Source organism: Streptomyces sp. MnatMP-M17 (assembly GCF_900091995.1).
Classification (GTDB): domain Bacteria; phylum Actinomycetota; class Actinomycetes; order Streptomycetales; family Streptomycetaceae; genus Streptomyces.
This window is the reverse complement of sequence record NZ_FMDK01000208.1, coordinates 1-23,830: the sequence shown is the minus strand read 5'-3', so window position 1 is coordinate 23,830 and position 23,830 is coordinate 1. Positions and strand designations below refer to the sequence as shown.

At 67.8% G+C, this 23,830-nt stretch carries 22 protein-coding genes and 1 pseudogene; 8 read left to right on the top strand and 15 right to left on the bottom strand.

The window, feature by feature from the left end; genetic code table 11:
* Positions 1 to 635: 635 nt before the first annotated feature.
* The 3 genes from GA0115259_RS10340 to GA0115259_RS10330 form a co-directional block, all read right to left on the bottom strand.
* Entirely contained in the window at positions 636 to 1,310 is a 675-nt protein-coding gene (locus GA0115259_RS10340) for a cytidylyl-2-hydroxypropylphosphonate hydrolase (protein ID WP_093594147.1), read from the bottom strand.
* Between the two features lie 22 nt (positions 1,311 to 1,332).
* The gene (locus tag GA0115259_RS10335; protein ID WP_093594144.1) at positions 1,333 to 2,730 is read right to left on the bottom strand and encodes a class II fumarate hydratase; all 1,398 of its coding nucleotides are present in this window, start codon (positions 2,728 to 2,730) and stop codon (positions 1,333 to 1,335) included.
* A gap of 106 nt (positions 2,731 to 2,836) precedes the next feature.
* Positions 2,837 to 4,516 (bottom strand): fumarate hydratase, encoded by a 1,680-nt coding sequence (locus GA0115259_RS10330; protein WP_093594141.1) that lies wholly within the window; start codon positions 4,514 to 4,516, stop codon positions 2,837 to 2,839.
* A gap of 285 nt (positions 4,517 to 4,801) precedes the next feature.
* Between GA0115259_RS10330 and GA0115259_RS10325 the strand changes: the two genes are divergently transcribed.
* The gene (locus GA0115259_RS10325) at positions 4,802 to 5,482 is read left to right on the top strand and encodes a DUF1707 SHOCT-like domain-containing protein (RefSeq protein WP_093594138.1); all 681 of its coding nucleotides are present in this window, start codon (positions 4,802 to 4,804) and stop codon (positions 5,480 to 5,482) included.
* Positions 5,483 to 5,710: 228 nt separating this feature from the next.
* Positions 5,711 to 6,085 (top strand): WhiB family transcriptional regulator, encoded by a 375-nt coding sequence (locus tag GA0115259_RS10320; RefSeq protein ID WP_066942704.1) that lies wholly within the window; start codon positions 5,711 to 5,713, stop codon positions 6,083 to 6,085.
* Positions 6,086 to 6,183: 98 nt separating this feature from the next.
* Here GA0115259_RS10320 and glpX read toward each other — a convergent pair whose 3' ends face one another.
* On the bottom strand, positions 6,184 to 7,215 hold the full coding sequence (gene glpX / locus GA0115259_RS10315; RefSeq protein ID WP_093594135.1) for a class II fructose-bisphosphatase: 1,032 nt from the start codon (positions 7,213 to 7,215) through the stop codon (positions 6,184 to 6,186).
* 123 nt (positions 7,216 to 7,338) lie between these two features.
* On the opposite strand from glpX, the gene GA0115259_RS10310 reads away from it, so the two are divergent.
* Positions 7,339 to 7,884, top strand: coding sequence for a DUF4245 domain-containing protein (locus GA0115259_RS10310; protein WP_093594132.1), 546 nt, complete (start codon positions 7,339 to 7,341; stop codon positions 7,882 to 7,884).
* 109 nt (positions 7,885 to 7,993) lie between these two features.
* On the opposite strand, the gene GA0115259_RS10305 is transcribed toward GA0115259_RS10310, so the two are convergent.
* The 4 genes from GA0115259_RS10305 to GA0115259_RS10290 form a co-directional block, all read right to left on the bottom strand.
* Complete coding sequence (locus GA0115259_RS10305) at positions 7,994 to 8,584, bottom strand: malonic semialdehyde reductase (protein WP_093594129.1); 591 nt, start codon at positions 8,582 to 8,584, stop codon at positions 7,994 to 7,996.
* 205 nt (positions 8,585 to 8,789) lie between these two features.
* A complete protein-coding gene (locus GA0115259_RS10300; RefSeq protein ID WP_093594127.1) occupies positions 8,790 to 9,032 on the bottom strand; it encodes an exodeoxyribonuclease VII small subunit in 243 nt (80 codons plus the stop codon).
* Positions 9,033 to 9,130: 98 nt separating this feature from the next.
* A complete protein-coding gene (gene xseA / locus GA0115259_RS10295) occupies positions 9,131 to 10,345 on the bottom strand; it encodes an exodeoxyribonuclease VII large subunit (RefSeq protein WP_093594124.1) in 1,215 nt (404 codons plus the stop codon).
* A 61-nt stretch (positions 10,346 to 10,406) separates the two neighbouring features.
* The gene (locus tag GA0115259_RS10290) at positions 10,407 to 11,819 is read right to left on the bottom strand and encodes an APC family permease (RefSeq protein ID WP_093594121.1); all 1,413 of its coding nucleotides are present in this window, start codon (positions 11,817 to 11,819) and stop codon (positions 10,407 to 10,409) included.
* 164 nt (positions 11,820 to 11,983) lie between these two features.
* Here GA0115259_RS10290 and GA0115259_RS10285 point away from each other — a divergent pair, with 164 nt between their 5' ends.
* Together GA0115259_RS10285 and ppgK are read left to right on the top strand one after the other, a co-directional pair.
* Complete coding sequence (locus GA0115259_RS10285) at positions 11,984 to 13,012, top strand: 4-hydroxy-3-methylbut-2-enyl diphosphate reductase (RefSeq protein WP_176732496.1); 1,029 nt, start codon at positions 11,984 to 11,986, stop codon at positions 13,010 to 13,012.
* A gap of 96 nt (positions 13,013 to 13,108) precedes the next feature.
* Complete coding sequence (ppgK, locus tag GA0115259_RS10280; RefSeq protein ID WP_093594114.1) at positions 13,109 to 13,846, top strand: polyphosphate--glucose phosphotransferase; 738 nt, start codon at positions 13,109 to 13,111, stop codon at positions 13,844 to 13,846.
* A 70-nt stretch (positions 13,847 to 13,916) separates the two neighbouring features.
* Here ppgK and GA0115259_RS10275 read toward each other — a convergent pair whose 3' ends face one another.
* Positions 13,917 to 14,435 (bottom strand): DUF6542 domain-containing protein, encoded by a 519-nt coding sequence (locus tag GA0115259_RS10275; RefSeq protein ID WP_093594156.1) that lies wholly within the window; start codon positions 14,433 to 14,435, stop codon positions 13,917 to 13,919.
* 429 nt (positions 14,436 to 14,864) lie between these two features.
* On the opposite strand from GA0115259_RS10275, the gene ychF reads away from it, so the two are divergent.
* Positions 14,865 to 15,953, top strand: a complete 1,089-nt coding sequence (gene ychF, locus GA0115259_RS10270; RefSeq protein WP_093594153.1) for a redox-regulated ATPase YchF — start codon at positions 14,865 to 14,867, stop codon at positions 15,951 to 15,953.
* Between the two features lie 672 nt (positions 15,954 to 16,625).
* On the opposite strand, the gene GA0115259_RS10265 is transcribed toward ychF, so the two are convergent.
* From GA0115259_RS10265 to GA0115259_RS41660, 5 genes and pseudogenes are all read right to left on the bottom strand, one after another.
* Positions 16,626 to 17,564 (bottom strand): hypothetical protein, encoded by a 939-nt coding sequence (locus GA0115259_RS10265; RefSeq protein ID WP_093594110.1) that lies wholly within the window; start codon positions 17,562 to 17,564, stop codon positions 16,626 to 16,628.
* 63 nt (positions 17,565 to 17,627) lie between these two features.
* Positions 17,628 to 18,752: an AAA family ATPase gene (locus tag GA0115259_RS10260; RefSeq protein WP_093594107.1), complete on the bottom strand. Its 1,125-nt coding sequence runs from the start codon at positions 18,750 to 18,752 to the stop codon at positions 17,628 to 17,630.
* Positions 18,745 to 19,968, bottom strand: coding sequence for a DUF262 domain-containing protein (locus GA0115259_RS10255; protein WP_202449859.1), 1,224 nt, complete (start codon positions 19,966 to 19,968; stop codon positions 18,745 to 18,747). Before GA0115259_RS10255 ends, GA0115259_RS10260 begins: the two co-directional genes overlap by 8 nt.
* 1,008 nt (positions 19,969 to 20,976) lie before the next feature.
* Positions 20,977 to 21,489 (bottom strand): annotated as a pseudogene (locus GA0115259_RS10250) (Uma2 family endonuclease); the annotation flags it as partial.
* 184 nt (positions 21,490 to 21,673) lie between these two features.
* Complete coding sequence (locus GA0115259_RS41660; protein WP_237539898.1) at positions 21,674 to 21,826, bottom strand: hypothetical protein; 153 nt, start codon at positions 21,824 to 21,826, stop codon at positions 21,674 to 21,676.
* 29 nt (positions 21,827 to 21,855) lie between these two features.
* On the opposite strand from GA0115259_RS41660, the gene GA0115259_RS10245 reads away from it, so the two are divergent.
* Both GA0115259_RS10245 and GA0115259_RS10240 read left to right on the top strand, forming a co-directional pair.
* Positions 21,856 to 23,046: a damage-control phosphatase ARMT1 family protein gene (locus GA0115259_RS10245; RefSeq protein ID WP_093594104.1), complete on the top strand. Its 1,191-nt coding sequence runs from the start codon at positions 21,856 to 21,858 to the stop codon at positions 23,044 to 23,046.
* 152 nt (positions 23,047 to 23,198) lie between these two features.
* Positions 23,199 to 23,480 (top strand): hypothetical protein, encoded by a 282-nt coding sequence (locus GA0115259_RS10240; RefSeq protein ID WP_176732495.1) that lies wholly within the window; start codon positions 23,199 to 23,201, stop codon positions 23,478 to 23,480.
* A gap of 66 nt (positions 23,481 to 23,546) precedes the next feature.
* Here the strand turns inward: GA0115259_RS10240 and GA0115259_RS10235 are convergent.
* Positions 23,547 to 23,830 (bottom strand): pyridoxal-phosphate dependent enzyme (locus tag GA0115259_RS10235; protein ID WP_141716510.1); only part of this gene is annotated, 284 nt, incomplete at its 5' end.

Genomic DNA, 23,830 nt, shown 5'->3' with positions numbered 1-23,830 from the left:
CGGGCGCGTGCGTTCCTGAGGCCGGGCAGCCAGCGGCTGCCTGCCTTCGTGGGAGGGTGGGTGCTCCGTCACGCGTTGGGTTCCGTCCGTCCGGGCCGGTGGTGCGATGCGGTCACTGCGACTGGGTCAGGTCCCGGCAGCGCCGTTCCCCGCCGGGGTCTGTGCCCAGGCCCTGTCCGGTGTCCGGTGCGTCTCAGGACACCCGGGGGCTTCTTACGGTTCCTGCTGGGCCCGCAACGCACGGCTCCACCCCCTCGTAGTGACTCACGGTCGTCATGACGTGCGGTCGTAGCGGCTAACGGTGTGACGTCTGGTGACATGCGGTGTGACTAACGGTCAGGCCGGTTGCTGCGCACACCCGTTGCCCCGGTGCAGTCTTCCGGAGGACGATCCTACGTTTGAACCCTGGGGGCACATCAAGGGTCTCATGACGTCGGCGGCGGCGCCCCTGTGATCACGGTCTTGGTCAGCACTGTTCCAGCCATGCGGACCGCTTCCGGCCATCACTTTTGTCAGGTCTTCGGCGATGCGAAGAGCTGTCCGTACGGCCGTACGAAGAGCGGTACGGGCAGGCGCGCGAGGGCTGTGCGACAGGCCGTGCGGCGGGCTGTGCGGAAGTGCGCGCGGCGGGGCGCTCAACGGGCCTGTGCCCCGGCGCGCTCCGGCGCCCGGTCCCAGTCGTCGGGCAGCTCGGGCACCGTCCAGTGCGGCTCGGGCCGCCAGTGCTCCCAGCCGTCGCGGAAGGGCGCGCCCCAGCCATTGATGACCTCGATCGCCGCGAGCCCGGCCTCCCTGACCTTGCGCGCCTGGGCGGGTCCCATCAGCCCGTCCTGCTGAGCCTGGGTGAACTCGTCCTCGTCGCGCCACCGCCAGCTCCGGTCGGGAAAGACGTCGATGTCGAGGAAGTGGTCCTCGGAGTCGATACCGCCGGCCCAGCGGGTGCGGGGCTCCTCCAGATTCACGTACCAGTTCTGGAAGTGCCAGTCCCGCTCCCACCACAGCCACACCGACCACGGCTCACCGGGCCGCGCCAGCTTCAGCACGCCCATTCCGTACCACCGGTCGCGCACCACCGTGCGCGGTGTGGTGTAGCGGGTCGCCAGCGGCTCGTTCTGGATCGGCGAGCCGTCCGCGAGGGCGGGCTTCATACAGGGTGTGTCCGGCGCCAGCCAGGCGGCGAGCAGTTCGTCGGAGTCCTGGACGACCGTGACGGGACGGCAGATGTGCACCCGGTCCCCGGCGTTCTCCCGGTACCGCCACAGAATCTGTGTGCCGGGCGCCCAGTGCCCGGCCGCCGCCGTCTCTGTCATGCGCAGATCCTAGAGTGCCGCGTCACGGGCGGGTCATCCGCAGTACGTCCAGTGCCGCGTCGAGCTGTTCCAGCGTCAGATCGCCGCGCTCCACATAGCCGAGCTCCAGGACCGTCTCACGGATCGTCCGGTGCTCGGCCAGGGACTTCTTGGCGACCTTCGCGGCCTCCTCGTACCCGATGTACTTGTTGAGCGGAGTGACGACGGAGGGCGAGGACTCGGCGTACTCACGGGCCCGTTCGACATGGGCGACGATGCCGTCGACCGTACGGTCCGCCAGCAGCCGGGACACATTGGCCAGCAGCCGTACGGACTCCAGAAGGTTCTTGGCGATCACCGGAAGCATCACGTTCAGCTCGAAGTTCCCGGCGGCGCCGGCCGCGGCGACCGTTGCGTCATTGCCGGTGACCTGCGCCGCGACCATCAGCACGGCCTCCGGGATCACCGGATTGACCTTGCCGGGCATGATCGAGGAGCCGGGCTGGAGATCCGGGAGGCTGATCTCGGCGAGTCCGGTGCGCGGCCCGGACGCCATCCAGCGCAGATCGTTGGAGATCTTGGTGAGGGAGACCGCGAGCGTACGGAGCTGGCCCGAGGTCTCCACAAGTCCGTCGCGCGCGCCCTGCGCCTCGAAGTGGTTACGGGCCTCCGTCAGCGGCAGTCCCGTGGCGCGGGCCACCTCGGCGATGACGGCGGCGGAGAAGCCGGGCGGCGTGTTGATCCCGGTGCCCACCGCCGTACCGCCGAGAGGCAGTTCGGCGAGCCGGGGGAGGGAGGCGGTCAGCCGCTCCACCGCGTATCTGATCTGCGCGGCATAGCCGCCGAACTCCTGGCCGAGCGTGACGGGCGTGGCGTCCATGAGATGCGTACGGCCCGACTTGACCACCGCGCCGAACTCCTCGGCCTTGCGCTCCAGGGCGGCGGCGAGATGCTCCAGCGCCGGGATCAGCTCGCCGGTCACTGCGGCGGTCGCGGCGATATGGATGCTGGACGGGAAGACGTCGTTGGAACTCTGCGACGCGTTGACATGGTCGTTGGGATGGACCGCACGGCCGAGGCGCTCGGTGGCGAGTGTGGCGAGCACCTCATTCGTGTTCATATTCGAGGAGGTACCCGAGCCCGTCTGGAAGACGTCCACCGGGAAATGCTCGTCCCAGCGGCCCGCGGCGACCTCGGCCGCCGCGTCCTGGACGGCGTCCGCGATGTCCTTGTCGATCACACCGAGCTCGGCGTTGACCTTGGCGGCGGCGGCCTTGATCCGGGCCAGGGCCTCGATATGGGCTCGCTCCAGACGCTGCCCGGAGATGGGGAAGTTCTCCACCGCGCGCTGTGTCTGGGCACGCCACTTGGCGTGCGCGGGGACCAGTACCTCACCCATGGAGTCGTGTTCGGTGCGGTACCGGCTCTCGTCCGTCGTCATCGTCGTCGTACCTCCTGCAAGAAGAGCGTCCGGCCGCACCGATGTGTTCCCGGGAAGCGTTCCCACGAAAGTGTTACGGCGAGACGGGCCCTGTACGGCCTGGAGGTCAGCCGAGGCCGGGCCCGCGCACCGGAATGCTGGTGAACGTGGGCGCCGGAGCCGGTTCGGTGAAGAAGTCGTTGCCCTTGTCGTCCACGACGATGAACGCCGGGAAGTCCTCCACCTCGATCTTCCAGACCGCCTCCATGCCCAGCTCCTCGTACTCGACGACCTCGACCTTCTTGATGCAGTCCTGCGCCAGCCGCGCCGCCGGGCCGCCGATCGAGCCGAGATAGAAGCCGCCGTGCGCGGCGCAGGCATCGGTGACCTGCTTCGAACGATTGCCCTTGGCGAGCATCACCTTCGAGCCGCCCGCCGCCTGGAACTGCTCCACGTACGAGTCCATCCGGCCGGCCGTCGTCGGGCCGAAGGAGCCGGACGCGTATCCCTCGGGCGTCTTCGCCGGGCCCGCGTAGTACACCGGGTGGTCCTTCAGGTACTGCGGCATCTCCTCGCCCGCGTCCAGCCGCTCCTTGATCTTGGCGTGCGCGATGTCACGGGCCACCACCAGCGGCCCGGTGAGCGAGAGCCGGGTCTTGACCGGATACTTCGTCAACTCCGCGAGGACGTCGTCCATCGGACGGTTGAGATCGACTCGTACGACATCGACATCGCTCTCGCTGCTCTCGTTCAGGTGCTCGTCCGTGGTGTCCGGCAGGAAGCGCGCCGGATCCGTCTCCAACTGCTCCAGGAAGACGCCCTCCGCGGTGATCTTCGCGACGGCCTGGCGGTCGGCCGAGCAGGAGACGGCGATCGCGACCGGCAGCGAGGCGCCGTGGCGCGGCAGGCGCACCACCCGTACGTCATGGCAGAAGTACTTGCCGCCGAACTGCGCGCCGATACCGATCCGCTGCGTCAGCTCGAAGACCTTCTCCTCCAACTCCTTGTCACGGAAGCCATGACCGGTCGCGGAGCCTTCGGAAGGCAATTCGTCCAGATAGTGCGCGGAGGCGTACTTCGCGGTCTTCAGGGCGAACTCGGCCGATGTACCGCCCACGACGATCGCCAAGTGGTACGGCGGGCAGGCGGCTGTACCGAGCGAGCGAATCTTCTCCTCCAGGAACTTCATCATGGAGGCCTCGTTGAGAACCGCCTTCGTCTCCTGGTAGAGGAACGACTTGTTGGCGGAGCCGCCGCCCTTCGCCATGAAGAGGAACTTGTAGGCGCCGCCGTCGGTCGCGTACAGCTCGATCTGCGCGGGCAGGTTCGAGCCGGTGTTCTTCTCCTCCCACATGGTGAGCGGAGCCATCTGTGAATAACGCAGATTCAACTTCGTGTATGCGTCGTAGATGCCGTGCGAAAGGGCTTCCTCGTCGCCGCCCTGAGTCAGTACGTTCTGTCCGCGCTTGCCCATCACGATCGCCGTACCGGTGTCCTGGCACATCGGGAGAACACCGGCCGCCGCGATATTCGCGTTCTTCAGCAGATCGAGCGCCACGAACTTGTCGTTCGACGACGCCTCCGGGTCGTCCACGATCCTGCGGAGCTGGGCGAGGTGGGCCGGGCGCAGATAGTGCGAGATGTCATGCATCGCCTCGGCGGCGAGAGTGCGCAGCGCCTCCGGCTCGACCTTGAGGAACGTACGCCCGTCGGCCTCGAAGGAGGAGACACCCTCGGCGGTCACCAGCCGGTAGGGCGTGGTGTCCTCTCCCAGCGGGAGCAGATCGGAGTACGCAAACTCTGGCATTACGGCCATTCCTCACTCGACAGACGGCGACGCGGCCTCCATTGGCAACGCGCACTGCAAGCGTAGGGCGCCGCACTGACAGCGCGGCTGTGAGGTAGGGCTCAGTGGGAGGGTCCGGCGCGTGTCCGGCGCGGCTGTCGCGAGGGCCCGACGCGGCCACCCGGCATGGACGGGCCCCGGATGGACAGACTCCGGATGGGCAGGCTCCGACCGGAGAACGGACAAATCCCGGTCGGGCCGGACAAGCCCTAGTCGCGATCTATCGCGTTTCGCTACCCTGGGATCGTGGACCTCGAAAAGCACCCTCAGAAGCCGGTCGCGCCCGTGGAGCCCGCCGGTATCCGGGCCTCCGACGCCGACCGGGACCGGATCGCCGACATCCTCCGGGAGGCCCTGGCGGAGGGCCGCCTGGACGCCGAGGAGCATGCCGAGCGAATCGACTCCGTCTACCGCGCCAAGACCGTCGGCGAACTGGAGCCGCTGGTACGGGACTTGCCCGCCGTCGGCGCGGACGGCAGGACGGCCGCCGCCACGCCCTCGTCGGCCGGGTACGGATACGGTCCCGAGGATGCCTCGGCGCCGGCCGAGAATCTGATCGCGGTCTTCAGCAGCTCGACCCGCAAGGGCCGCTGGCGCATCGGCCGCAGGACCAATGCCTTCGCGCTCTTCGGCAATGTCGAGATCGATCTGACCGAGGCGCTCTTCGGGCAGCGCACCACCGTGATCAACGCGACGTCCATTTTCGGCAATGTCGAGGTACGCGTACCCGAGAACATCTCCCTGCGCGGCAGCGGTACGGGCATCTTCGGCAATTTCGAAGTCCTCACGCTGGAGGCCACCGACGCGGACGCACCGGCCGTCGTCGTGAACGGATACTCGGTGTTCGGCAATGTCGAGGCCAAGCCCAAGCGCGGCAAGCGAGTCGCGGACCTCCACGACCGGTTCCGTAAGCACCTCGGTTACTGAGCCGGGTTTAGCGGTCCCGCGTGGTCCCGTGCGATCCCATGCGGTCCAGATGACTGTTCCTTTCCGGTTCTTTCCGGCCAAAGCCGTCCAGTGGTGATTGAGCGTCCGTAATTCCGTACGGCGTTCACGGACTCCGAACTCGGTGCCACTCAGTGCTTAGGAGCGCGCACAGCGGGTAGGGAAAGCTGCATCGTCTCTCGCTCGCGAAGCCGTCGTCAGGAGTAGACCGTGCTGCAACTGCCGCATCAGCCCTTGCAGGTCGCCGCCGTGCCCTCCCAGCGGAGTCCCGCTCGGGAGGATCAGGCCGGCCCCTGGCATTCGGAGGCGGTGTGCCGCCGTGACGAAGCCGCATTGTTCTTCGCACCGTCGAAGGAGCCGACAGCCGCGAGGCTGGCGCGGGAGGAGGCCGCGAAGCGGGTCTGCGCCCGCTGTCCGGTCATGGTGGACTGCCGGGAGCACGCGCTGCTCCAGCCCGAGCCGTACGGAGTATGGGGCGGGCTGACGGCGGCCGAGCGCCGGGTGGTGCTCGCGCGCCGCAGGCGGCGCGAGGTGGAGCTGAGAAAGGCCGCCGCGGCGGGCGAGCGGATCGCCGCCGCGGGCTGAGGATCGCGGATACGGAAAGGGCGCCCCGCCGCACAACGGGGCGCCCTCTCCCTGTCCGTATCGTCCGCATCATCCGCATCGTCCGCGCTGACGGTGCCCTATCTGGCGCGGTCGAAGTCGATCGTGCTGTAGGCCCGGAGCTTCGACAGCCGGTGGGTGGAGTCGATCTGCCGGATCGTGCCGGACTTGGAGCGCATGACCAGCGACTGGGTCGTCGCGGTCTCCGAGCGGTAGCGCACTCCGCGCAGCAGCTCACCGTCGGTGATACCGGTGGCGACGAAGAACACATTGTCGCCGCTGACCAGATCGTCGGTGGACAGGACGCGGTCCAGATCGTGCCCGGCGTCGATCGCGCGCTGCCGCTCCGTCTCGTCCTTAGGCCAGAGCTTGCCCTGGATGACGCCGCCGAGGCACTTTATGGCGCACGCCGAGATGATGCCTTCGGGCGTGCCGCCCACGCCCATCAGCAGATCGACACCGGTGCCCTCGCGCGCGGCCATGATCGAACCGGCCACATCGCCGTCCGAGATGAACTTGATCCGGGCGCCCGTCTCCCGGATCTCCTTGACGATCCCGTCATGACGGGGACGGTCGAGCACGACGACCGTGACGTCCTCGGGCGAGGAGCGCTTGGCCTTGGCGACCCGGCGGATATTGACGGCGACAGGCGCGTTGATGTCCACGAAGTCGGCGGCCTCGGGCCCGGTCACCAGCTTGTCCATGTAGAAGACCGCGGACGGGTCGAACATGGCGCCGCGGTCGGCGGCGGCCAGTACGGCGATGGCGTTGGGCATGCCCTTGGCGTTCAGGGTGGTGCCGTCGATGGGATCCACCGCGATGTCGACCTCGGCGCCGGTGCCGTCACCGACGCGCTCGCCGTTGTAGAGCATCGGGGCTTCGTCCTTCTCGCCCTCGCCGATGACGACCACACCGTTCATCGACACCGTGGAGACGAGCGTGCGCATGGCGTTCACCGCGGCGCCGTCCGCGCCGTTCTTGTCGCCGCGCCCGACCCAGCGGCCGGCCGCCATGGCGGCGGCCTCCGTGACCCGGACCAGCTCCAGGGCGAGATTGCGGTCGGGTGCTTCGGGAGCCACCTCAAGAGGGGGCGGAAGGTGATGCTCGGTCATCGGAACGCACCTTTCTGTACGGCGACGGCCGGAAAAGAGGGTGATACGACTCTATCCGTACGCCGACAGATTGAGCAGAGGGGCCCACGGATGAGCGGGACACCCCGATGCGACGATGGTGCGATGGCAGGTATGCGAGGCGGACAGACGGTGCGGGACATGTTTCTGTCGATGGCGGTCATCGGACTCGTCGTCGCGGGGATCTATGTGTTCATTCCGCACGACGACACAGCGGTTCCGGTCAAGGCGGTCGACTACCGCGTCGAGCTGCTGACCGCGCGCCGGGCCGCGCCGTATCCGGTCCTGGCGCCGGCGGGCCTCACCGAGCAGTGGAAGCCGACGTCGGTCTCGTACCGGACCGAGGACGGCGACGCGTGGCATCTCGGCTATCTGGCGCCGGACGGCGAGTATGTCGCCGTCGAGCAGTCCACGGCGCCCGCGCGGAATTACGTGCCCGAGGTGAGCCAGGAGGCGACCGACACCGGCAGGACGGCGCAGGTGGCGGGCGAGGCCTGGCAGCGCTGGGAAGGGCCCAAGTACGACGCCCTGGTCCGTACGGACGGGAACGCGACGACGGTGGTGACGGGCACGGCCTCGTACGAGCGGCTGGCGGAGATGGCCGCCGCGCTGAAGCCCGGGACGCGGCAGCCCGGGACGCAGCAGCCCTGATGTGCCCACTCCGGTCGTACACCGGATCTGCCTGATCTGTACGGCGTCTGTATGACGAAGGCCGCCGTCCTCTGCGGACGGCGGCCTCGCGTGGCTGGTGGCTCGGTGCTCAGACGGTCGTGACGACGTCGTCGAAGTCGAGGCGCGGGTTGCGCGGGAACCACGCGTTCTCGCCGGGCTTGCCGATGTTGATGATCATCAGCGGCGTGTGGTCGTCGTCCAGGAACTCCTTCTGGACGCCGGCGAAGTCGAAGCCGGTCATGGGGCCCGCGGCGAGACCGGCGGCGCGGATGCCCGTGATGAAGTAGCCGGCCTGGAGGGCGGCGTTCATCGAGGCGGTCTGCTCACGGACCGAGCGCTCGCTGAAGAACGCGTCCTTGGCCTGCGGGAAGTGCGGAAGGAGCCGGGGAAGCTCCTCGTGGAACTCGTTGTCGGCGGCCAGGATCGCGACCAGGGGCGCGGTGACGGTCTTGTCCCGGTTGCCGTCGGACATCAGCGGCGCCAGGCGCGCACGGGCCTCGGCGGACCGCACCAGGACAATACGCAGCGGCGACTGGTTGAACGCGGTGGGGCCGTACTTGACCAGCTCGTAGATCGCCCGCACCTGCTCGTCGGTCACCGGCTCGTCGGTGAACGTGTTGGCGGTGCGCGCCTCACGGAAGAGAAGGTCCTGAGCTGCGGGATCTAGGTGGAGGGACATCTGGAATACCTTCCGGAGGCGTGGTGGATCGGGTGATCGCCTTCACGGTACAAGCAGATGTATGAACCTTCAACTAAATACGGCCTCAGTGACCCACTTCACAGCCGCCGCCGTGCGGTTCCCGTCCTCGGAGCGGCTCCGCGTCGCGTCTCCCGAAGCCGTCGCGTCTCCCGAACCGGCTTCCTGCCCAGCCTGCTCCCCGTCCCTACGCCTCGTCCCGTGTCTCCTCCCCCCTCTCGGCCTTCTCCTCGGCCAAGGACGCGTCCAGCCGCGCCCGCGCGCCCTCCAGCCAGCGGCGGCAGACCTTCGCCAGTTCCTCGCCCCGTTCCCACAGGGCCAGCGAGTCCTCCAGGGACGTACCGCCCGCCTCCAGCCGGCGTACGACCTCGATCAGCTCGTCCCGTGCCTGCTCATATCCGAGCACGGCGGCTTCGTCCGTCCTGGCCATGTCATCCATCCTCTGTGCGCCTCTGTACGGCTCTGTACGCGCGCCTGTGCGCGATCCGACAACGACTCCGTCAACGATCCCGGCACCCGCGCCGCGGCTCACTCCGCGTCCGCGACCCGTACCGTGAATTCGCCCTCCGCCACCCGGGCCCTCAGCTCCTCGGCCGCCGTGACCTCGTGCGGAGACCGTACGACCGTCCCGTCGGGCCGTTGCAGCACCGCGTACCCGCGCTCCAGCGTCGCCGCGGGCGACAGCGCGACCACCCGCGCCAGAGTGTGCGACAGCTCCGAGTCCGCGCGGTCCAGCAGATGCCGCAGCACCCGTCTGCTCCGGTCGGCCAGCGCGGCCACCTCGGCCGCGCGCTCGTCCACCATCCGGTGAGGCCGCTCCATCACCGGACGGGCCAGTGCATGGGCGAGCCCGCGCTCCTCGCGGTCGAGCAGCCCTCGTACCGTCCGCAGCGCCCGGTCGCGCAGCGCCTGCACCCGGTCCAGCTCCTCCCCGACATCCGGCACGATCTTCTTCGCCGCGTCCGTCGGCGTCGAGGCCCGGACATCCGCCACGAGATCCAGCAGCGGCGAGTCCGGCTCGTGCCCGATCGCGGAGACGACGGGTGTCCGGCACGCTGCCACCGCCCGTACCAACTGCTCGTCCGAGAACGGCAGCAGATCCTCGACGCTGCCGCCGCCGCGCGCCACGATGATCACATCCACCTCCGGCAGCGCGTCCAGCTCCTTCACCGCCTGGATCACCTGCGCCACCGCGTTGACGCCCTGCACCGCCGTGTTGCGCACCTCGAAACGGACCGCGGGCCACCGCCGCCGAGCGTTCTCCAGTACGTCCCGTTCGGCCGCCGACGCCCGGCCGCAGACCAGCCCGATCAACTGCGGGAGAAAAGGCAGCGGTTTCTTGCGGTCGGCGGCGAACAGCCCTTCCGCGGCCAGGGACTTCTTCAACTGCTCCAGCCGCACGAGCAGTTCACCGATGCCGACCGGGCGTATCTCCGTGGCCCGCAGCGAGAGCTGCCCTCGCGGCGCGTACCACTCCGGCTTCGCCTGCACCACGACCCGCGCGCCCTCGGAGACCACATCCGCGATCGCGTCGAACACCTGCCGGTAGCAGGTGACGCTCACCGAGATGTCGTACGACGGGTCGCGCAGCGTCAGAAAGACGACGCCCGCGCCGGGCCGGCGCGAGAGCTGGGTGATCTGTCCCTCGACCCAGACCGCGCCGAGCCGGTCGATCCACCCGCCGATGAGCCGGGACACCTCGCCGACCGGCAGCGGAGCGTCCGCAGACGTATGCAGAGCCATACCAAGGAGCGTATCCGCCGCCTACGACATCACTCCCGAAGCGGCTTCCCGGCTCCGCCGCTCAGCGCCGGGCAGGCTCTACGGGGCGGCCCCGCCGTCGACCGTGCCGTCCCCGTTGCACCAGCAGCACCACAAGGCCCACGGTCAGCCAGATCGCTCCCGCAGTCTGGGCCGAGCCCGCCGCCTCCACGACGACCGCGATCAGGATGCCCGCGCCGATCACCGGCACTACCGCATGGCGGAACCAGCGCGGCGGCCCTTCCCGCCGGCGCACCACGAACCAGCCCACCACCGACGCGTGCAGCAGCACGAACGCCGTCAGCGCGCCGATGTCCACCACCGAGACCAGCCGGTCCAGACCGTCGGCACGCCGGGCCGCCCAGACGGCCGCGATCAGCGTCACCACGGCGGCCAGCAGCAGGGCGACGCGCGGCACGCCCGCGTACGTACGCGACAGCGCGTACGGCAGCCGGTGCTCACGGCCCATCGCGAAGAGCAGCCGTCCCGCCGCCGCCTGCGCGGCCAGCGCCGCGAACGCCGCTCCGACCGCCTTGCTCACCGCCACCAGATCATGGAGCCAGGTGCCGACCGAGGCGTCCACCGCGTCGTAGAACGCCGGGCCCTGCCGGGCCGGATCCGCGGCCAACTGGGCGGAGGTCGCCGGTTCGAGCAGCGCCACAAGATATGTCTGTACGACGAACAGCACACCGGCGAGCACCAGACAGAACAGCACCGCCCGCGCCACCGGTCGCGAACCGCCCGTCACCTCCTCCGCGAACGAGGCGATCGCGTCGAAGCCCAGATACGACAGCACCGCGACCGACACCGCGCCCAGCACCGCCGCCGTCGAGAAGCCGTCGTCACCGGTGAACGGCGTGGACCAGCCGCGCGTCGCGCCGCCGCGCGCGAGCACGACGACGGCCGCCACCAGGAACACCAGCAGCACCGCGATCTCCAGCGCCAGCACCGCGAAGCCGACGCGGGCCGCCGCGCGTACTCCCCACAGATTGAGCAGTGTGGTGACCACCACGGCGATCGCGGTCCAGATCCACCGGTCGACGGAGGGCACCAGCGCCTCCATGGCGATCCCGGCGAAGAGATAGGCCACGGCGGGAATCAGCAGATAGTCGAGCATCGCCATCCAGCCGGCGATGAATCCCGGCCCTTCGCCGAGCCCTTTGCGCGCGTACGCGAAGACGGAGCCGGCCTGCGGGACGACTCGTACCATCTGCGCGTAGCTGAAGGCGGTGAACGCCATCGCCACGGTCGCGACGGCATAGACCAGGGCCACGGATCCATGGGACCTGGCGTCGAGCGTGCCGAAGACACCGACCGGCGCCATGGGAGCGATGAACAGCAGTCCGTAGACGACGAGATCGCGGAAGCCGAGTGTCCGCCGGAGCCCGCCGCCGGCCGTACGCGGCTCACCGGCCGCCGGGCCGGTCTTCCGGCCCTCCGCCGCTCGATCGTCCACCGCTGGTCCGTCACCTGCCCGTCCGTCGCGCGCGTATGCCCGGTCACGTACGCCGGTTACGTATGCCCGTCACGTACTCCCGTTACGTACACCGGCCACGTACGCCCAGTGTCGGGCGGACGGGCGAACTTCTGCCTCTTCTGAACGGCCTTACGATGGGACGCATGACTGCCACGTCCCGCCCGTCGCCCGCCGCCGCCCCCAGTGGAGACGCCGTGCGCCGCGCCGGCAAACGCGTCCTGCTCGCCGCTCCCCGTGGTTACTGCGCGGGTGTCGACCGCGCCGTGATCGCTGTGGAGAAGGCGCTCGAACAGTACGGGGCGCCGATCTACGTCCGTCACGAGATCGTCCACAACAAGTACGTCGTCAGGACTCTGGAGAAGAAGGGCGCGATCTTCGTCGACAAGACGGCGGAGGTTCCCGAGGGATCGATCGTCATGTTCTCGGCGCACGGTGTCGCGCCCGTCGTCCATGAGGAGGCGGCCGAGCGCCGGCTCGCCACCATCGACGCGACCTGCCCTCTGGTGACCAAGGTCCACAAGGAGGCCGTCCGGTTCGCCAACGAGGACTACGACATCCTGCTGATCGGCCACGACGGCCATGAAGAGGTCATCGGCACCTCGGGCGAGGCGCCGGACCACATCACGCTGGTCGACGGTCCCGGCGATGTCGCCGGCGTCGAGGTGCGCGACGAGTCGAAGGTCGTCTGGCTCTCCCAGACCACGCTCTCGGTGGACGAGACGATGGAGACGGTCGACGCGCTGAAGCAGAAGTTCCCGCAGCTCATCTCGCCGCCGAGCGACGACATCTGCTATGCCACACAGAACCGTCAGATCGCGGTCAAGCAGATGGGCGCCGACGCGGATCTGGTGATCGTCGTCGGCTCCAAGAACTCCTCCAACTCGGTACGGCTGGTCGAGGTCGCGCTCGGCGCGGGCGCGGGCGCCTCCCATCTGGTGGACGGTGCCGACGAGATCGACGAGGCATGGCTGGAGGGCGTCTCCACGGTCGGTCTCACCTCGGGCGCGTCCGTACCGGAGGTCCTCGTCGAGGGCGTTCTGGAGTGGCTCTCGCAGCGCGGCTTCGAGGATGTCGAGATCGTCAAGGCGGCGGAGGAGTCGATCACGTTCTCGCTGCCCAAGGAGCTCCGCCGTGATCTGCGGGCGGAGGCGGCGGCCCTCGCGGAGAAGTGAGAACAGCGGGGGAGCGCATGGCGGGATTCGTAAGGAGGCGGTCGCGAGCCGTTCTCCCGGAAGTCGCTGTCAGCGTCTGGCCGTAACGTTGTGTCCATGAACGTCTTCGGAGTGGACATCGGTGGCTCGGGCATCAAGGGCGCGCCCGTGGACCTGGAGCGCGGCGATCTCGCCGAGCCGCGGCACAAAGTACTGACCCCGCACCCGGCGACGCCGGAGAGCGTCGCCGACGGTGTGGTGGAGGTCGTGCGGCATTTCGGCTGGTCGGGCCCGGTCGGGATCACCTTTCCCGGTGTGGTCACGGGCTCTGTGGTCCGTACGGCAGCCAATGTCGACAAATCATGGATCGATACGGACGCCGGACAGCTCCTCGGCGACAAGCTGAATCTGCGGACCACCGTCCTGAACGACGCGGACGCGGCGGGCGTCGCGGAGATGTCCTTCGGCGCGGGGCGCGGCCGTAAGGGTGTGGTCTTTCTGCTGACCTTCGGCACGGGCATCGGCAGCGCGCTGTTCATCGACGGCAAGCTGGTGCCCAACACCGAGCTGGGCCATCTGGAGCTGCACGGCCATGAGGCGGAGAAGCGCGCGTCGTCGAAGGCCAAGGAGGACGCGGAGCTGAGCTGGCACCACTGGGCGCACCGGGTGCAGAAGTATCTGGAGCATCTGGAAATGCTGTTCTCGCCGGAGCTGTTCATCATCGGCGGTGGAGTGAGCCGTAAGTCCGAGAAGTTCCTCCCGCTGATCGAGGGCATCCGGGCCGAGATCATTCCGGCGGAGCTGCAGAACAACGCGGGGATCGTGGGCGCGGCGATGGTGGCGGCGGGGCGGTAGGTAGGGGCGGGCTGCGGCGGATCCGGATCGGTACGGGCGCCGGGGCGGTGCGCGGGGCGGTTCGCGGCGGCTAACCGCGGCGTACGGCTCGGTACGCGGTGGCGCCGTTGGGAGGTGTGGTCCGGGCCGGTCTGACCTTGGAACCGGCCCTGAGGGCGGCGGCGTCCCGGGCGCGCTGCCGACGTCCCATCTGGCGCACCTTCCGTACGGACGCGATGAGCCCGGCGATGAGCGTGCCGCCGTACAGCCAGCCGGCGTGTACGGCCAGCGCCGTGACCAGCGCCATCGTGTGGCCGCCGAAACCGCCGGAGCCGCCGGCGATGGGAAAGCTGCCGACGGCGAAGGCGATCGGCACGCTGATGGGAGCCGTCACCAGATCGGCGGTGCGTACCCAGAGCGCGGTCACCGCGCTGACCGGCAGGAACAGCGCTCCGTACACCAGAGGCGCGCCGTCGAGGAGCAGCCGGTCCAGAAAGGCGACGCAGAGCATCGTGGCGGCGGCGAAGAGTCCGGCGCCGAGCCCGGTGAACCGGGGATTGGGCAGTCTGCGCGGTTTCCGCAGCCTGCGCAGCCCGCCGAGCCTCTCCAGTGTGCCGGGCTTCGCCGCTTCGGCGGGGGGCTTCCGCGGGCGGAGCGCGCCGGACGGTGACAGCCGACGCCGGGCCGTCGTCCCGGGCAGCCGGTACACGCTCGCGGATCCCGTTACGGCACCCTGCGGGGAGGGCGGGTTCTGCGGCCGTTGCCGGCGCCGGGGCTGACGTGTCCTGTGCTGCTCCACCGCTACAACGTAGGTGGCACACGGTGAGGAATCAGGCGATGGACACGCCCTTTGGGTGACCTTGGCGTTGAGTTCGAGATCCCGGCGCGCGTCGGGTGGCGCCCCGAACCCGTCATCGACCGCCGCGGCCCGCCCGTAAACTGGGGGATCGGTCCCCCGGGCCGTAAGCAGGCCATCAACCGGATCCCGGTCCTCGGCCGGTCCTCCTTCTGCCAGTCCTCACTCCAGGAAGTCGCCAACGTGTCGCTCACGATCGGAATCGTCGGCCTGCCGAATGTCGGCAAGTCGACCCTGTTCAACGCCCTGACCAAGAACGACGTGCTGGCGGCCAACTACCCGTTCGCCACCATCGAGCCCAACGTCGGTGTGGTCGGTGTGCCGGATCCGCGGCTGAACCAGCTTGCGGAGATCTTCGGCTCCCAGCGGATCCTTCCCGCCACGGTCGATTTCGTCGACATCGCCGGCATCGTGCGCGGCGCCTCCGAGGGCGAGGGCCTGGGCAACAAGTTCCTGGCGAACATCCGTGAGTCGGACGCCATCTGCCAGGTGATCCGGGCCTTCAAGGACGAGAACGTCGTCCATGTCGACGGCAAGGTCTCGCCCAAGGACGACATCGAGACGATCAACACCGAGCTGATCCTCGCCGACCTCCAGACGATCGAGAAGGTCCTCCCACGCCTCCAGCGGGAGTCACGGATCAAGAAGGAGGTGCTGGGCCAGGTCAAGGCGATCGAGGAGGCCCAGGCCATCCTGGAGACCGGTGAGACGCTCTTCTCCGCGGGCATCGTCCAGGGCACGGAGAAGGCGGAGCCGCTGCGCGAACTGCATCTGCTCACCACCAAGCCCTTCCTCTACGTCTTCAACGTCGACGAGGAGGAGCTGACGGACGACTCCTTCAAGAACGAGCAGCGCGCCCTGGTCGCTCCGGCGGAGGCGATCTTCCTCAACGCCAAGCTGGAGTCCGACCTCGCGGAACTGGACGACGAGGAGGCCCTCGAACTCCTCCAGTCCGTAGGCCAGCAGGAGCCGGGCCTCGCCACCCTGGCCCACGTCGGCTTCCGCACCCTGGGCCTCCAGACCTACCTCACGGCAGGCCCCAAGGAGTCCCGCGCCTGGACGATCAAGAAGGGCGCCACGGCCCCGGAAGCGGCCGGCGTGATCCACACCGACTTCCAGAAGGGCTTCATCAAGGCCGAGGTGATCTCCTTCGCCGACCTGGTAACCACCGGCTCAGTCCCCGAAGCCCGCTCCGCCGGCAAGGCCCGCATGGAGGGCAAGGACTATGTGATGCAGGACGGCGACGTGGTCGAGTTCCGCTTCAACGTTTAGGCGCAATTCCACCACGCCGATTTTGTCAAATGCACAGTTCAGGAGGGGTCCGACTCCTCGGATTCGGACCCCTGGTTCTCTCTTGGGCTGGGATGGTGCTGGGATATCTGACGTGTCTTCATTTCTCGTGGCGGGCTGAGGCGGCCATTCTGCACTCCATGCCGGACTGGACAGCGTGAGTGGCCAAAGAGGACGTTCCTGTCAGGGACAGGCTTCCTATCGACGCTGAGGGCCTGGTAGGTATTGCGCCAAGGGGACTTGCCTTCCACCGTCGCAGAGGGCTCCCTGCTGGGTGGGCTTAGGTCGACGGCCAAACGGACTTAACCTTCGCGTTGTTCCCCTGCCCCGCTACGTACGGCTCCAGCCCGGCGACGTACATCGGTCGTTTGGGCGCCGCCGCCACCCCGCCGCTCATCCGCTCGGTCGGCAATTGTGTGGACATTTCCCGAACAAGCCCTGCGGTGGCTGCGAGCGGAAAAGTTCGCAGCCTTCCGTACGAATGTTTTGAAGGACAGTGTGCCGGAGGCTTTTGCCAACCGGGCTGTCGCCTACATCTCCGATGGGGGAAGGCAAAGCTGACCGTCGCTGCCGGTGGGCTGCAGATTACTGGGATCTTCGTGTGTCTGATCCACAGCTGTGACTTCGTAGAATTTGCATGTCTGCGGGCCGTTGTCAAGACTCGCGGTCACTTCCCGGTTTCGGACCCACGTAGGCGAGGCGGAAGATCTTCCGCTCGGGCACCAGGCGGAAATACAACCTCCCTTTACCCGGTGTCATACGTCCGTGCCAGGTGAAAATTTCAGACTTTCCGGCCGATGCGGGATCTGCGAACGTGCAGAGGTGGCGTCGGCTCTGGGACTCAGGGGTGATGTGGGGGTTCTGCCAGTCGGGTTCAGGGGAACGGTCGAGGTCCCAGTGGTCGGCAGCCGTCGCCTGAAGTTCCGCAAGGAGCTCGCGTACAGGCCGGAACCACTTCACATCGAGTCGCGTCAGATCGCGGTCGAAGCGAGGCAGCCGTTCCAGGGAGGGGAAGAAGTTGTCCCAGGCGGCGAGGAGCTCCGTCGGGCTAGTGAGGGCATGGAGGCCAGTGCTACGCGCCCAGGACTCGTGTTCGTCGGCCTCACCTGGGGTGGAGCAATGACGGACGCGGTCCTTGTCGTACTCGATGTCGTCCTCGCCGAGACGCTGGATGTTGACGTCGAGCCACGAGGTTGCCCACGTCGGTGTTACGGGGAGGCTGATGGCGAGACCGCCCATGAGATGGGCTGCGCCGATGCCCTTCGCGGGCAGGCCATCGTGCAGGTACTCGATCTCAGACGGTTCATGGCCGGCTTCTTCGAGTACGGGGTCGAAGGGGGAGCGCCGGTTGCGCAGGGCCAGCAGATAACGGTGTCGGTCACGGTTAAGCGGTGAGGCATGTACCCACTGCTGGTAGACGTAGCCGCAGGCGAGCTCGGCGCTGAGCAAAGGACTTTGTGTCGTCAAGGACAGGCTCTGCCAGGAACTGAGGTGCTTGAGAGTGTTCACGAAGGAAGCCATGGCCTTGTCGATACGTATCGGGTCGGCCTCTGAGGCGCAGGACAATTCGTTCAGGAACAGCAACAGCGGCACTACGCCCCCCCCACAATTGCATGGTCACATCATCAAGTTGAGCCCTCTTCATGGGCTCACGTGTCAGTCGAGGAGCTGCTCCAACGAGTTCTCCCACTCGTCGAAGAAGCCCTTCGGCCAGTCGGAAAGCATTCCGTCCGTTCCCATCCCCGGGCTGATGACCTCAGCGGTCTGCCCGTTGCGGCGGAAAAAGTGCACGGCGGTTGAGGAGGCGGGGATGCGCCCGTCCTTAACGGCGATGCGCAGTCCGTTGAGTACGTGGTCGGAGTGCGTCTCCAGGATGACCTGCGCACCCGCCGAGACGGCGGCGACGGCGAGGTAGGCAAGCCAGGTCTGACCCTGGGGATGAAGGTGGGCCTCAGGATTCTCTAGCAGGATCAGCGAGCCGGGTTGCGCGGACACGCAGGCGACGACGATCGGCAGTGCGTACGTAAGGCCGAAGCCGACGTTGGTCGGCCGGTAGCGGTTGGACGCGGATACGCCTGAGCCGAAGCCATAGCTGAGCCTGACGCTGTCGGTGCCCGGGATATCGACGGTCTCGATGTTCACGCCGGGGCACAGCCGCTGCATCCAGTAGTCCGTTGCCTCGCGGAGCGACGTGGAGGATTGCTCCGGCAGCCGCAGCGACGTGGCGGTCACGGTGTCGTCCTGATGCGCGCGCAGGAAGTTGACGGTGTGCTCGCCTCGGGCGCCGAGGAAGCTGCGGCGGACAGCCGCATCGTGGGATCGAGGGTAGCTGACGTCGGGGACGATGCGATCAGCCTTGAGGTACTGGAAGCCTTGACCGAAGAGGGCTGGCAGGTTGTGGGTGGTCCAGGACGCGGGGCCCGTCGGGGCTTCGAGGAGGCCGAGAAGGTCGTCCTCGCGGCCGTATCGGCCTCGCCAGGCGTAGCGGATCTCGTCCTTGACGACCGCCAGCGTGATGTCCGGATCGTCCTCTGTGTACGACTCGTGGCGTACATCTTGGCCGGTACCGAGCTTCACGAGCTCACCATTGAGGAGGAAGCCGCCCGAGTCGTCCGCCTCGTCCAGGAGTCCGGCCTCGTGCGACTGCCGGAGCAAAGCCAAGGTCTGCAGGACCGTGCTCTTGCCGGATGAGTTGAGCCCGGTGAGGAGGGTGAAGGGCGCCAGATTGATGTCCTGGCGGGCGAAGGCTTTGAAGTTGGTGATGCCGATGCGCTCAAGCATCCTTCAGTACCTCCTGGAACATCTCGTCCAGCATCCGGAAGCGAAGTTTGACCTTGCCGGCGTCTCCTGTGCCTGCGGATACGGCGTTGAAGAAGTCCGTGTTCTCCATTAGACGAAGAAATCTCTCCTCCACCTGAGCATGCCGTGCCGAAAGGGTACGGATCTGGTCCTTCGAGTAATGGGACAGAGTGACTGCCTGCGACTCGAAGAGGGCTTTGTTGACAGGGTTGCGGCGGGTGTAGTCACGGAATCGCTTCCGGAAGGCGTGCTGCCCGAACACTGTCAGTCCGGCATACATGGCACCCTCAAATGCGTCGCTGAGCGTTCTGAGCTGGAGAGGACCGAGGCGATTGAGCGCGTGCATTGCCTTGCGTAGGAAGCCGTCGAAGTCCTGTCCTGTGTACTCCTCCGGGGGAGTGAGGGAGAAGGCGAGGAACCGCAGACACATCTCCCGGTCCGACATACGCTCAGACGACACGCTCTGTGCAGTTGCCGCCTGGAATGCTTCCGAGCGGGCGAGACCGGCGAGGAACTCGCGGGCCTCGCCTGGGATGAGGGCGTGGCGCAGTTCCTGACGGGTGAGGGGACGGCCGCCCGTGTTGATGCGCGCGAAAATATTGAATTTGACCTCTTCAGGGGTCCCACGCCGGATGAGGAGGACCACCAACTCCGTTTCCTCTATGCGGGTTTGGAGGCGTCCCGGAAGGTCGTCAAAAGTGCAGTTGTTGTACTCGGTGAGGTATTCTAGACCGGTCAGGCGCAAAGGCTCTGCATTAATGGTCTCCGGCGCGACGAACCGGGCGATCGTGGATAGCCGCTGCACTCCGTCCACGACGGCCCAGATGTCTTCGTCGCCTTCGGCTGCGTACAGGGTGGGCAGCGTGATGCGTAGCAGCAACGACTCGATGAGACGGCTCTGCGCCTGCCGCGTCCAAATCCCCGCGCGACGTTGGAAGTCCGGGGCGAGGTCGATGGTGTTGCGCCGGATTCTGTTGAGGAGAAGAGCGACCGTGGGGTTGCGCGTCTGGACCTCGATCAGATCAGGGTCAAAGGGGCTGTCGATCCGCTCGCCGAGGTCCTCGGTCTCGACGTCGGTGCTGAAACCGGCGTCGTCCAGCTCGACGCTGATCTTTGTTTGAGTAGCGGGCGCCGAGACATTGAAGAGACCTTCAGGCATGGGAAGTAGAGGCTGCCTCTCTGCGTCGTCGTCGCTCATGATCCGTCGTCCTCGGGGGATTATGGTAGCCAGTGCGAGGCTGTCGATGGGTGGATACCGGTGGGTGGTGCCGGGGGCGTCCGGCGGCTGGCGGCGATCTCGGCACCCAGGCGGGCCTGGAAGTGAGTGTGAGCGGCGCGTATTTTGGCCTCGCGGCGGCCTTGCGGAAGGCCGACGGTTCTCCAGGTAGGTGGGGAGGTTCGCGCACTTTCGCACTGACCCTCGCATGGCGGATCAAGAGATGGTCGATGTCCGAGGCTGGCATAGCGCTCTGGGTTCGGGTTCGCCGCGCGGCCGAGGAGGCCGATCAGCTCGGTGAAGGCGCGCGCGTCGGTCTCCTGTGCGGAGCGCCTCCGGGGCTCGCTGTCCATCACAGTCGGCCTGATGGCCTTGAGGCGGCTGGCTCACCGCCCTGCGAGTCGCCGAGGTGGAGCTGACCACTGCCGCCGTGGCCGATCCGGCCGAGCGGCTCGAATCCGCCGAGTTCGGTAAGCCCCTCGGGGCTCAGTGGCGTCACATTCAAGTGAGTGGCGTCCCTTCGGCCTGGTCGGTCGTTGCGTCACCGTCTCAAAGGTAATCCACTCCGACAGGGTGTCCGTGCTCTGGTGGGACAGCGCCTGGGCTTGTTCTTCGCGCAGGTGAGATCGCAGCGATTCAGGCCCCTCCGGTGCTTTCGGAGGGGGCCTTCGCCCATGAGGCTCGCGTGGACGCGCCCCAGCGCACGTTATGAACGTTGTTACTTCCGCTAGTGCGGCCGGGCCCGACGAGGCCGGGCGGATGCGGGGACCGGAGTCTGGTCGCTGTGAACAGTGGCTGGCCGGTGAGGCAACTCCGGTGACCGGTGAGCGGGACCGAACACGCTGGGATGAAGCGACCGTGCTGGGGTGGTGCTGGGAAGACCCAGCCACTGACGACGTTTTCGCAGGTGGCAGCTCTACGCTCCACATTATGCTTCAACGTGTGACCGTGCGGTTGCTTTGAGCGATTTGGTTTTCGCGTTGAGCCCTTCCGGGGCGGGGTCAGCTTCTCCAGGTCGAGGCTGATCTCGAAGGGGACCGGTCGCTTCAGTGAGCCCCGGAAGATACCGGCGGGTGCGTAGGCGCGCGTCGGCTTGTCGAGTTCGCAGACGTGCACGACAGGGAGTCCGTCCTCGTCCTCGATGCACCAGTAGTGCGGAATGCCGGCCTCCGCGTATTTGCCGAGCTTGACCGTACGATCGCGATGGGCGGACTCGGGGGAGACGACCTCGATGACGAGTTGGACTTCGTCCGGCGCGAACCAGGTGCGGTCGGCGTCGTAGGCGGCGGTGGTCACCAGCAGGTCAGGTTCCGGCCGATTGCGCTGGTCCAGCTTGATGGTCATCTCGCGGCTGACCTCGGCCTCGGCGGGTGCCTGCTCCATGAGGGCCAGGGTGAGCATCGTGACGAGGTGGCCGTGCCACCACCGCTGGGGCGACGTCATGAAGACGAGGGCTCCGTCGATGAGCTCGGTGTGGCGTGGTGCCTCGGGGAGGCGGTCCAGATTCTCCGCGAACCAGCCGTCCGGGCGGCGGCAGCGCGAAGGCGCCGGTGCGGTTCCGCTCTCCGGCGACGGCGGAAGGGGTCCGCGTCTCCGGGAGTGGGCCCTCAGGTTCCTACCGTGCTGGATTTGCCGACCCTGAGGCGGCGGTGCGGTACTCACTCACTGCGGGCCGGCGTCTCTGTCATCACGTCCTCGATCGGGACGCTGGGGCACGGCTCGTCATGCGCTCATCGATGATGCGGTTGATCTCGCGCTCGGTGAGAACATCGTCCTGGTCGGCCCGCTCCACGACCACGGGCGTGTGCTGTGTCATATACGCAGCGCTACCGTGTGTCACGTATGCTCCTTCCGGGGGATCATCGGGGCATGGCCGAAACCGTTGATGCGCCCGTCATTTTGAGTAACGAGCCCGGATCTTTTTCCTGGGGTGTGCTGACCGAGCGGCATCCGGCGCTCGTCGGGAGAGTGCGTGATGCCTTTCCGTACGGTCCTGGGCAGCGCCGGGCGCTTGATGTTCTGCTTGGGGAGTGCGCGGAGGGCGTGATCGAGCCTCTTGGGGCCGATGCGCGTGACCGGGATCTGTGGGTGGGGTGGGACCGGGGGTACGTCGGCGGGTCGTGGTTCGATGCGCCGTTTCTGTGGGCGGAGAGCTACTTCTACCGCAGGCTTCTCGGCGCCGTCGGGTACTTCGGGCCGGGACCGTGGCAGGGCCTCGATCCGTTCCGTCCGTTCAAGCTGGCCGAGCTGCGCACCGGAGAGGCGGAAGCCGAGCTGGCGGCGTTGGGCCGGCTGGCCATGCGGACCGTCGGCGAGCAGGGCCGTGCGCTGCTTCAGGGCTCCCTGTGGGGCAACCGCGCGGACCTCGGGTTCCATCTGGTCTCCGGCGGTGGGGGAGCGGGCGGTGGTACGGGTGCCGGCGCCGGTGGTCCTCTTGTCGCGGACGACTCCGAGACGCTGTGGTCGCTGCTGCCCGCCGGAGGACCGAACACCGTATGCCTCGTCGCGGACAACGCCGGACGTGAACTCGTCCCCGATCTGCTCCTGATCGACCACCTGTTGCGGCACCAGCACGCCGAACATGTCGTCCTGCACGTCAAGCCGTACCCGTACTTCGTCTCCGACGCCACCACCGCTGATGTGATCGACTGCCTGCGCCATATGAAACGGGCCGACGGTGTTGCCGGAGTGGTCGGCGAACGGCTCTGGGCGGCCATGGGACGCGGTCGGCTCGTCGTACGGGCGCACGCCTTCTCGTGCGCGCCTCTGCCGTACTCGGACATGCCCGACGATCTGCGTCAGGACTTCGCGGAGGCCACGGTGACCATCATGAAAGGCGACTTGAACTACCGGCGTCTCGTGGGCGATCAACTCTGGCCCGCCACCACGCCGTTCGCCGAGCGCACGGCGTACTTCCCGGGCCCTGTGGCGGCTCTGCGCACACTGAAGTCCGAAGTGATCGTCGGACTGGACGAGCGGACGGAGTCCGCGCTCGTCGCCGCGCACGACCAGCGATGGCGCACCAGCGGCACCCACGCGCTGATCCAGGTCCGGCGCTGATGACGTCGTCTTCCGTTCCGAACTGACGGCGGAACTGACAGGCGCCGGGCCGCGTCCCCCGTGGCGTGGAGAGAGCGGAAAGAGACGGTGGCAGGGCAGGCCTCGGGTGCAGCGGGGCCTTGGCCGTGGTGGGCGGGTTCATCGTCGGATTCGTGGTGTGGGGGATCGGCGCCGGTCCGGGAGTGCAGGGCAGTTTCGAGGGGGAGAGGGATGTCAGCCTGTTCTATGTCGAGCTGCCGCTGATGTTCTTCGGGATGCCCGCGCTGGCACTGGGAGTCTGGGCCCTGACACTGGGCGTACTACGGGTCCGGGAGTGGACGGCCGCCCTTGCCGTGGTGGTCGCCCTCGCGGCCGGCGCCTGGGGGTGTACGGAGTGGCTGGAGGTGCGTACGGCTCCGTTCACTCGGCAGGCGGCGGAGCAGGAGGGCTGGTGAGCTCGGTGCCCCTGGCCCGCCCCGGACCGTAGTCGGTCGGTCAGTCAGGCCTGTCCGGGCGCCTCGTCAGGCCTTGGGTGCCAGCCCGGTCTTCGCGCCCGCGCCGCACAGCGGTACGACTACGGAGCGGTCGGTCCAGTCGGCCACCGCCGCCCAGCAGGCGACGCCCGTCGACTCCACGAAGAGGCCTCGGGCGGCCAGATCGAGCTGGGCGGCGCGGAGTTGGTCCTCCGTCACGGTGAGGAAGGTGCCGCCGGAGTCTCTTACGGCGCGCAGGATCTGGCGGGCGCGCGGCGGACGAGGGATGGCGATGCCCTCGGCGAGAGTGGCGGGGGGGGGGGGGGGCGGGG

Bases quoted from the DNA above. Each gene is read 5' to 3' on its own strand.
- xseA (WP_093594124.1), bottom strand. From the start codon at position 10,345: ATGGCTCTGCATACGTCTGCGGACGCTCCGCTGCCGGTCGGCGAGGTG.
- GA0115259_RS10305 (WP_093594129.1), bottom strand. From the start codon at position 8,584: ATGTCCCTCCACCTAGATCCCGCAGCTCAGGACCTTCTCTTCCGTGAG.
- GA0115259_RS10340 (WP_093594147.1), bottom strand. From the start codon at position 1,310: ATGACAGAGACGGCGGCGGCCGGGCACTGGGCGCCCGGCACACAGATT.
- GA0115259_RS10330 (WP_093594141.1), bottom strand. From the start codon at position 4,516: ATGCCAGAGTTTGCGTACTCCGATCTGCTCCCGCTGGGAGAGGACACC.
- GA0115259_RS10310 (WP_093594132.1), top strand. From the start codon at position 7,339: ATGGCAGGTATGCGAGGCGGACAGACGGTGCGGGACATGTTTCTGTCG.
- glpX (WP_093594135.1), bottom strand. From the start codon at position 7,215: ATGACCGAGCATCACCTTCCGCCCCCTCTTGAGGTGGCTCCCGAAGCA.
- GA0115259_RS10245 (WP_093594104.1), top strand. From the start codon at position 21,856: ATGGCCGAAACCGTTGATGCGCCCGTCATTTTGAGTAACGAGCCCGGA.
- GA0115259_RS10255 (WP_202449859.1), bottom strand. From the start codon at position 19,968: ATGAGCGACGACGACGCAGAGAGGCAGCCTCTACTTCCCATGCCTGAA.
- GA0115259_RS10260 (WP_093594107.1), bottom strand. From the start codon at position 18,752: ATGCTTGAGCGCATCGGCATCACCAACTTCAAAGCCTTCGCCCGCCAG.
- GA0115259_RS10300 (WP_093594127.1), bottom strand. From the start codon at position 9,032: ATGGCCAGGACGGACGAAGCCGCCGTGCTCGGATATGAGCAGGCACGG.
- GA0115259_RS10285 (WP_176732496.1), top strand. From the start codon at position 11,984: ATGACTGCCACGTCCCGCCCGTCGCCCGCCGCCGCCCCCAGTGGAGAC.
- GA0115259_RS10335 (WP_093594144.1), bottom strand. From the start codon at position 2,730: ATGACGACGGACGAGAGCCGGTACCGCACCGAACACGACTCCATGGGT.
- ppgK (WP_093594114.1), top strand. From the start codon at position 13,109: ATGAACGTCTTCGGAGTGGACATCGGTGGCTCGGGCATCAAGGGCGCG.